Source organism: Bacilli bacterium, from assembly GCA_036381315.1.
Taxonomy (GTDB): domain Bacteria; phylum Bacillota; class Bacilli; order Paenibacillales; family KCTC-25726; genus DASVDB01.
In genome coordinates this window covers 1-5728 of the sequence record DASVDB010000056.1, presented here as the reverse complement: position 1 = coordinate 5728, position 5728 = coordinate 1, and the positions used below count along the sequence as shown (strand labels likewise).

The window sequence follows — 5728 nt, the reverse complement described above, 5'->3', positions numbered from 1 at the left end:
CGTATTCCTGCAAATTCAGTTCCGCCTGATTAAACGTATATCGGACCATGTCGGCCTCCCGTTTCATGGAATGGATTTCGTTGCCATTGTAACAGATACAGCCTGCGTAAAGCAACGCGATTATGCGTTTAGAAAAAGCATGCTATAATGTCGTTGGCGATATGATAAGCAAGTGTACGCGAAAGGAAGCGACCATAAGATGAAATCAAAACAAATGGCCACAACGTGCATTCACGCGGGCAGGCGCGCGCCGGTACGCAATCGCCCCGAGGCGACGCCGATTTACCAGACCTCCGTATTTACTTTTGCGGATCTTGATGATGTGGAACGTTTTTTTGCGGGAGAGCAAGGCACCTATTTGTATTCACGCTATGGGAATCCCAACTGTTCAGTGGTGGAAGCGGCCATTGCCGCAATGGAAGGCGGTGCGGACGCGGTCGTCACCTCTTCGGGCATGGCGGCGATTTTGTGCGCGCTTTTGGCTTTTGCCAAAGCGGGAGATCATGTGCTGTGCTCCGATGAAATATATGGCGCTACCGCTACACTTTTGCAGACGGAGTTGCAAAAGCTGGGCGTCGAATGCTCTTTTGTCTCCTGCCATCAGGAGGAAAACGTCATTGCGGCGATACGGCCCAATACGCGGGCGCTGTTTGCCGAAGTCGTCACCAATCCGCTGATCAGCGTCGTGGATATCGGCATGCTCGCCCGCATCGCGCACGAACGGGGCGCGAAACTGATCGTGGATAATACGTTTACGACGCCCTATGTGGTTCGCCCGTTGGAAAAAGGCGCCGATCTCGTCATTCATAGCGTCACCAAATATTTGAACGGCCATAATGACGTCGTAGCCGGCGTTGTGGTTGGCAATGATCCGGCGGTGATGGACGACGCCCGGCAAAGGATGAAATTAATGGGGCTTAATCTCGGGCCGTTTGCAGCCTGGCTTGTGGAGCGCGGGCTGAAAACGTTCGCGCTGCGGATGCGGCAGCACTGCGCCAACGCGGAGAAAGTCGCCCGGTTTTTGCAAAGCCATCCTATGGTTAGCAAGGTGTATTATCCGCTTTTGGAGAGCCATCGAACATTTGCCGTCGCCGAGCGGCTCGGGTTGCACGCCGGCGGCGGGATGCTCAGCTTTGTAACAAGCGAGGAAACGGAAAAGTTGAATCGCATGTTCAGGGCGATGGAGATGATCGTCATTGCGCCTTCGCTGGCCGGAATCGCCACGACGATGTCGCACCCGCTCAGGACGTCGCATCGTCTGCTGGCAAAAGAGAAACAGCGGGAATTGGGCATTACGAACGGTTTGATCCGGTTGTCTGTCGGGATCGAGGCCCCCGAAGACATAATTGCCGATTTGGCGAAAGGATTGGCGGCGATGGAATGAAACTGTTGACGGCGTATCCGTCGAGGCGCGGATACGCCGTCAATCCGGCTTTGGGGTAGTTTATTCGAGTTGCAGATTATCGAGGTTGAGTTCGTCCGGCCACGCTTGCGGGTGTTCATCGCCGACATATTCGGCGGCCTGTGCATTTGCTTTCGTTTGTTCCGGATTTTTGCAGCCCGGAATGACGCATGTGACTGCCGGATGGCGCAAACACCAGGCTAATGCCCACGTCGCCATGTTCATCCCGGCAGGTACTTCCTCGCGGCGGATTTGCTCGACTTGCGCCAACATGCGGTCAATTTTCTCGCGATCATGGCGGGAGCGGACGTCGGTCTGTGCGAAGCTTGCGCCGGGCGCGTATTTTCCGCTCAAGTAGCCGCTGGCAAGCGGCACCCGCGCCAGAACGCCGAGATTTTGTCTGATGCAGGACGGAAATACTTCTTTTTCCGGCTCGCGATCGATGCGATTATAGACAACCTGAATGACGGAAGCGCCCACTTTTTCGGCGGCGTCCGTCTGGTAAATGTTTTGGTTGCTGCCGATGGAGATGCCCAAATGGCGGATTTTCCCTTTTTCCACTTGTTTGTTCAGCATCGTCCACAACGCGTCGTTGGCGAATTGCTCATCGGATAACGAATGAAATTGGTACAAGTCAACGTAATCCGTTTGCAAGGCTTTTAACGAATCGTCAAGCTGTTTCTGCACCTCGTCGGCGGAGATTAGATTGACGCGATCAAACCGGCCCTTGAACCGATGTCCGAATTTTGTGGCGATAAACCAGTCGCCGCGGTTGCGGCGGCGCAAATAATCGCCGATGAAAGACTCGGACAAATGGTCGCCATAACATTCGGCGGTATCGATTAAATTGATCCCGGCTTCCGCTGCCGTATCCAAAATCGCGTCCACTTCGCCCTGCGTATAATCATGGCCCCATTCGCCGCCGAATTGCCAGGTGCCGACGCCGATAACCGATACTTTTGCTTCTGTTTTGCCCAGTTTGCGGTATTTCATATTCATCGCTCCCATCTGTCTTTTTTTAGCCGATCGTTTCATAAATCAGCGGCGGCGCAGCGCATGCTGTTGCGCCGATGGTAAAGGCCCGTTTGACTTTCATGTGGATGTCGTCAACGGATTCGCGATTGGCGTGAATGACGGCGATCGTCTCCCCGCTTTTGACGGTATTGCCCACCTTTTTTTGCAAGACGACGCCGACGGAAGGATCGATGGCCGCCTCTTTTGTCGCCCGTCCGGCTCCAAGCATCATGGCCGCAACGCCGATTTCTTCCGCCTGGATGCTGTGGATATATCCGTCCGTATCGGCGACGACGGGAATTTGATACGGCGCTTGCGGCAGCATTTCCGGATGGTCGATCGCCTCCGGCGAGCCGTTTTGCGCCGACACGAACGTTTTGAACGCGGCGAACGCGGCGCCATTTGCCAGCAAACCGCGCAGTTGCGCATACGCCGTGGCGAAATCCGGCGCCTTTTGGCCCAATACGACCATATTCGCGCCCAACGTCAGAACGAGTTCGGTCAAGTCCGGGGGGCCGGCGCCTTTCAATGTATCGATCGCTTCTTTCACTTCCAGCGCATTGCCGACGGCAAAGCCCAACGGCTGGCTCATGTCGCTGATAACGGCGATTGTTTGGCGGCCCGCTTGCTTGCCGATGCGCACCATGGCCGAGGCCAGTTCGCGCGCGTCGGCGAGCGATTTCATGAACGCCCCGGAGCCGGTTTTGACATCGAGTACGATCGCATCGGCGCCGGCGGCGATTTTCTTGCTCATAATGGAGCTTGCGATCAGCGGGATCGAGTTGACGGTAGCCGTCACGTCGCGCAAGGCGTAGAGCTTTTTGTCCGCGGGCGTTAAATTGCCGCTTTGGCCGACGACCGCCACTTTCATCGCGTTTACGTTGGCGATAAACCGGCTTGCCGGCAGTTCGGCGCGAAAACCGGGGATCGCCTCCAGTTTGTCGATTGTGCCCCCCGTATGTCCCAGGCCTCTGCCGGACATTTTCGCGAACGGTACGCCGGCCGCGGCTACGAGCGGCGCCAGCACAAGCGTCGTCGTGTCGCCGACGCCGCCGGTGCTGTGTTTGTCCACCTTGACGCCGTGAATTTGCGACAAATCCACGCGATCTCCGGAATTCGCCATCGCCATCGTTAAATCGGCCGTTTCTTCCGGCGTCATTCCTTGAAAAAAAACGGCCATCGCCCAAGCGGACATTTGGTAATCGGGAATGTTTCCCGCGGTATAGCCTGCGATTATATGCTCGATTTCTTGCCTGGACAGTTGCTTACCGTCGCGTTTTTTCGCGATCAAATCCACCATGCGCATGCCTTTTGATCCCACCCCCGTATTGCAAACGTCTCTTTTATTTTACCACAGATACCCAGAATGGGCGCATTTTTCAACGCCTTTGGAAAATGTTATGATGAAATGGACGAAGCGTTTGCGGCAGGCTGTACTTTACGGCGGCTCAGGCCGAATGCCTAAAACGACAAGGGGATGGTTACGATCCTTATGGAGAAATTGCTTGCTGCTGCTAAAAATGCGCGGGATTGCGCCTATGCGCCCTATTCCAAATTTACCGTGGGCGCTGCCGTTTTGGCGAAGGACGGCACGGTGTTCACCGGCTGCAATGTCGAGAACGCCGCATATGGACTGTGCAATTGCGCGGAAAGAACCGCGCTGTTTAAGGCAATTTCGGAAGGGTGCCGGGAATTTGCGGCGCTTGCCGTCATTGCGGATACGAATGAGCCTGTCTCGCCTTGCGGCGCTTGCCGCCAGGTTATGCTGGAATTGTGCCCGGGCGAGATGCCGGTGTATTTGGCCAATATGCGCGGGGATTTGCGCAAGACCACCGTTGCCGCGTTGCTGCCTCTTGGTTTTTCATTGCGCGATAGTTGCGATAGGAAAGGGGAAAAATAAGCATGCCGGACGTAGCGGATATCGCCGGAATGATCGATCATACGTTATTGAAACCGGACGCGACGCTTGCCCAGGTTGTTCATTTGTGCCGGGAAGCGAAGCAATATGGTTTCGCCGCCGTTTGCGTCAATCCGTATTGGGTGGCTGCGGCGGCAAAAGAGTTGGCCGGGACAAGCGTCGGCATCGCCACTGTTGTCGGCTTCCCCCTGGGCGCAACAAGCAGCGCCGCGAAGGCAGCGGAAGCGCGGCAGGCAATCGCGGACGGCGCGACGGAAGTCGATATGGTGATGAATATCGGCGCGATGAAATCAGGGGATGCGGATGCGGTAAAAGCGGATATCGCCAAGGTGGTGGAAGTTTGCCGCGGCCGCGCCAAGGTGAAAGTGATATTGGAGACGGCTCTTTTGACGGATGCGGAGAAAATCGCCGCGTGTCTTTTGTGCAAGGAAGCGGGCGCCGATTTCGTCAAAACCTCGACGGGATTCGGTCCGGGCGGGGCGGTTGTTGCCGACGTGGCGCTGATGCGCAAAACGGTCGGGGCGGAGATGGGCGTCAAGGCATCCGGCGGGATCAGAGATTTCGCGACCGCATGCGCCATGATTCAGGCAGGCGCGAATCGGATCGGAGCGAGCGCGAGCGTGGCGATCGTAAAGGGTCAGTCTGACTTATCCTGACTTATCATAAAATGTATGTGAAAATTCACAAATAATTTTCTCGGAATCCGGTTTTTGTGCAAAATATATGTGAAAAATAATATATATTTGTCAGGAATTCGCGAATTTTACACAATTATATGTGAAAAAGCACATACATTCATCGCAAACGCCGGCTTTTTAAGAAGATGTAAGTGAAAATTCGCATATATCGCGCATATCGCGCATACTGGCCGCTAAGCTATTCTGCGCAGTACCGCAATATTCCGTTGATTTTTTAATCGGAACATGATATATTACTTTTTGCTTTGAAAAAACGGCGAGGCATTCCGCCGGCTTTTCTAACGGGACGTAGCTCAGCTTGGTAGAGCACCTGGTTTGGGACCAGGGGGTCGCATGTTCAAATCGTGTCGTCCCGATTACAGTTTTTTGGTCCCGCAAAAGCGTTGGACGCCGATCAAGCTTTGGTTTGATGCAGACGAAATAAGCCTCGAAGCTTTGCGTCACTTTTGCGGGAACTTATGCGGGTGTAGTTTAGTGGTAAAACCACAGCCTTCCAAGCTGTTGTCGAGGGTTCGATTCCCTTCACCCGCTTATATTGCGATACGCGAAAGCCTTGTTTACCAAGGCTTTTTTTGTTTTTAATCCTGATAATTTGGCTGTAAGTCCAAGATTTTTGTTTCGTTCGACAAAAGTTGCATGTTTAAGGAGGAATATGGGATATTTTTCCGAAATTATAATCAGAAGCTGTCTTAAAAT

At 54.1% G+C, this 5728-nt stretch carries 5 protein-coding genes and 2 tRNA genes; 5 read left to right on the top strand and 2 right to left on the bottom strand.

Annotation, left to right across the window (positions count from 1 at the left end):
* The first annotated feature begins 199 nt into the window (after positions 1 to 199).
* Positions 200 to 1384 carry an aminotransferase class I/II-fold pyridoxal phosphate-dependent enzyme gene (locus VF260_04245; GenBank protein HEX7056392.1) on the top strand — a complete coding sequence of 395 codons (1185 nt, stop codon included), beginning with the start codon at positions 200 to 202 and terminating at the stop codon, positions 1382 to 1384.
* A gap of 60 nt (positions 1385 to 1444) precedes the next feature.
* On the opposite strand, the gene VF260_04240 is transcribed toward VF260_04245, so the two are convergent.
* Both VF260_04240 and VF260_04235 read right to left on the bottom strand, forming a co-directional pair.
* Complete coding sequence (locus tag VF260_04240) at positions 1445 to 2395, bottom strand: aldo/keto reductase (protein HEX7056391.1); 951 nt, start codon at positions 2393 to 2395, stop codon at positions 1445 to 1447.
* 25 nt (positions 2396 to 2420) lie between these two features.
* Entirely contained in the window at positions 2421 to 3722 is a 1302-nt protein-coding gene (locus VF260_04235; protein HEX7056390.1) for a pyrimidine-nucleoside phosphorylase, read from the bottom strand.
* Positions 3723 to 3908: 186 nt separating this feature from the next.
* Here VF260_04235 and cdd point away from each other — a divergent pair, with 186 nt between their 5' ends.
* The 4 genes from cdd to VF260_04215 all read left to right on the top strand — a co-directional run bounded on the left by cdd (position 3909) and on the right by VF260_04215 (position 5563).
* Positions 3909 to 4316 (top strand): cytidine deaminase, encoded by a 408-nt coding sequence (gene cdd / locus VF260_04230; protein ID HEX7056389.1) that lies wholly within the window; start codon positions 3909 to 3911, stop codon positions 4314 to 4316.
* A 2-nt stretch (positions 4317 to 4318) separates the two neighbouring features.
* Positions 4319 to 4990, top strand: a complete 672-nt coding sequence (gene deoC, locus VF260_04225; protein ID HEX7056388.1) for a deoxyribose-phosphate aldolase — start codon at positions 4319 to 4321, stop codon at positions 4988 to 4990.
* A 324-nt stretch (positions 4991 to 5314) separates the two neighbouring features.
* Positions 5315 to 5388: transfer RNA gene (locus tag VF260_04220), tRNA-Pro, on the top strand.
* Positions 5389 to 5492: 104 nt separating this feature from the next.
* Positions 5493 to 5563 (top strand) — tRNA-Gly (locus VF260_04215).
* The last annotated feature ends 165 nt before the right edge of the window (positions 5564 to 5728 follow it).

Excerpts from the sequence above, each read along its gene's own strand:
- VF260_04245 (HEX7056392.1), top strand. The coding sequence starts at position 200 with ATGAAATCAAAACAAATGGCCACAACGTGCATTCACGCGGGCAGGCGC.
- VF260_04240 (HEX7056391.1), bottom strand. The coding sequence starts at position 2,395 with ATGAAATACCGCAAACTGGGCAAAACAGAAGCAAAAGTATCGGTTATC.
- VF260_04235 (HEX7056390.1), bottom strand. The coding sequence starts at position 3,722 with ATGCGCATGGTGGATTTGATCGCGAAAAAACGCGACGGTAAGCAACTG.
- cdd (HEX7056389.1), top strand. The coding sequence starts at position 3,909 with ATGGAGAAATTGCTTGCTGCTGCTAAAAATGCGCGGGATTGCGCCTAT.
- deoC (HEX7056388.1), top strand. The coding sequence starts at position 4,319 with ATGCCGGACGTAGCGGATATCGCCGGAATGATCGATCATACGTTATTG.